The 2,223-nt window shown below is 42.6% G+C and carries 3 protein-coding genes and 1 pseudogene; 2 read left to right on the top strand and 2 right to left on the bottom strand.

All coding sequences use genetic code 11. The features are described from left to right. Together GW828_RS19220 and GW828_RS19225 are read right to left on the bottom strand one after the other, a co-directional pair. Positions 1-299: hypothetical protein (locus GW828_RS19220; RefSeq protein WP_273693548.1), on the bottom strand; the 299-nt coding region annotated here is incomplete at its 3' end. Positions 300-350: 51 nt separating this feature from the next. Continuing rightward, a complete protein-coding gene (locus GW828_RS19225) occupies positions 351-617 on the bottom strand; it encodes a hypothetical protein (protein WP_011638879.1) in 267 nt (88 codons plus the stop codon). A gap of 151 nt (positions 618-768) precedes the next feature. Here GW828_RS19225 and GW828_RS19230 point away from each other — a divergent pair. Further along, a pseudogene (locus GW828_RS19230) lies at positions 769-1,848 on the top strand (IS3 family transposase). A gap of 26 nt (positions 1,849-1,874) precedes the next feature. Then, positions 1,875-2,223 (top strand): LexA family protein (locus GW828_RS19235; protein ID WP_273693549.1); only part of this gene is annotated, 349 nt, incomplete at its 3' end.

Raw genomic sequence — 2,223 nt, forward strand, 5'->3', positions numbered from 1 at the left:
TTCAAAGCGGCTGCATTATTACCGTGATATTGCTCGGCTTGAGCTAAAACTTCAATAATCATTAACATACGTTCGCTCTGATTCGGGGATAGTCGACAAACAAATTTTAAACTTGTGCTACCTGAAGCTTTTCCTATCAGCAAGATTACATGCTTTTTATTCAATCCCATTAATCTTGCTGCTTCATCCAGCATTGCTTCAGGTAAACCTATTTTGAGAAACTGAATAATGTTAAGTAATGAATCATCCTTAAAATCAAAGTCTTTGCCACCAAGTATATAGAAAGCTTTCTGATACATAGATTGTCCTAAACAATTTTTTTGATAAATACATTTGATTCTGTAACGATATCAAGTTGCTTTTACTGAACTCACCGTAAAAGTAACTTGTTGCGGCTTGCCCTGCAACGACCTTGTAAATATAGGTTTAGAAACTACAGGTGAGTAGTGATGATCAACTTTTTCGCATTCATCTATGTGTTGAATTAATGCTTTGATCGCATTTTTATATTGTTCAGGAACTCTCATCACTATCGTTTTTTCATATCTAGTCTTGCGGCCAGCACCTTTACGTACACCACCATGCGCCCCTTTATGAGCATCACTTTTATCTGCCATACTTAGAACCTCTTGATTACGTAACGATATCAAGGTAGCTTGATTTGGTTACATAATCAAATAAAACGTTACAAGTTTGGGCTAATCCCCCCTAAAAATAGTAGATTTCAAAGTAGAATTTTCTCGTAATATATACGCAGGGAGATTCTGCATGAAAACATCAAAATTTAGCGACAGCCAAATCCTAGCAATCCTTAAACAAGCCGAAGCTGGCACCCCAGTTCCGGGGCTTTGCCGTGAGCATGGCATGAGCTCTGCGACCTTCTACAAATGGCGCGCCAAATTCGGTGGCATGGACGCTTCTATGATGGCGCGATTGAAGGAGTTAGAGGCTGAGAATTCACGACTCAAAAAAATGTATGCCGAAGAGCGACTCAAAGCTGAAATACTCAAAGAGGCCATCGAAAAAAAGTGGTAAAGCCGTCGCGGCGGCGGGAGCTGGCGCAAAAGGCGGTGAGCCATTTCGATCGCATTTGCGTGTGCCTTGTTTGGACTCAGTGAGAGCTGTTATCGCTATCAGGCAAAACTCAGTGATGAAAACGCTGCAATAGCCGACTGGTTACAGCAACTGACATCAACCCATCGGAGTTGGGGGTTTGGGCTATGTTATTACTTTTTACGTAACGTGAAACGCTACCGATGGAACCATAAGCGGGTGTATAGGATTTACCGAGAATTGGAGCTAAATCTACGAATTAAGCCGAGGAAACGCTTGAAGCGTGATAAACCGGACACATTGGCGGTGCCAGAGGCAATCAATGAATTTTGGTCCATGGACTTTATGCACGACCAACTGGAAGATGGTCGCAGCATTAGGTTATTGAACGTGATTGATGATTACAACCGTGAAGGCTTGGCGATAGAAGTCGACTTCTCCTTACCTGCGGAGCGTGTGGTGAGAACATTGGATCAAATCATCGAATGGCGTGGAAAACCAAAACAGATACGCAGTGATAATGGTCCAGAGTATATAAGTGCGGTACTGGCTGCCTGGGCTGAAAAACACAATGTAGAACTGAAATTTATTCAGCCTGGCAATCCACAGCAGAATGCCTATGTAGAACGCTATAATCGGACTGTGCGATACGAATGGCTGAGCCAATATCTTTGGAATAGTATTGCCGAGGTACAGGAACATGCGACACAATGGCTATGGTTTTATAACAATGAAAGACCCAATACAGCAATTGGTGGTGTCCCACCAAAGCAAAAACTGGCACTAGTGGCCTAAGTCTCTACTTTTGACCTCAGCTAAAAATGGGGAGATTACCAGACGGTCGAAACGGCGATGTAATAGTTGCCAATTTTAATGGCGAGTTTGTCTGCAAGATTCTAGATACCAAGCTGCGTGTTCTCCATTCCTCTAATCAACAATACCAACCTGTCACAATTCATGAATACGATTATTTTAGTATTGAAGGCGTAGTCACACGTTCTATTCGTTGCCACCGTCAAAGCCCTTTGTTGTGGGGTAATTGGATGTTTGCTCTAGTTGACGCGAATAGCTTCTATTGCAGTGCAGAACAAGTCTTTCGCCCTGATTGGCGTGGTAAGCCTGTTATTGTGTTGAGTAACAACGATGGGATGATTGTTGCTGCTAATCGTC

The organism is Shewanella vesiculosa, from assembly GCF_009994065.1.
Lineage (GTDB): Bacteria > Pseudomonadota > Gammaproteobacteria > Enterobacterales > Shewanellaceae > Shewanella > Shewanella vesiculosa.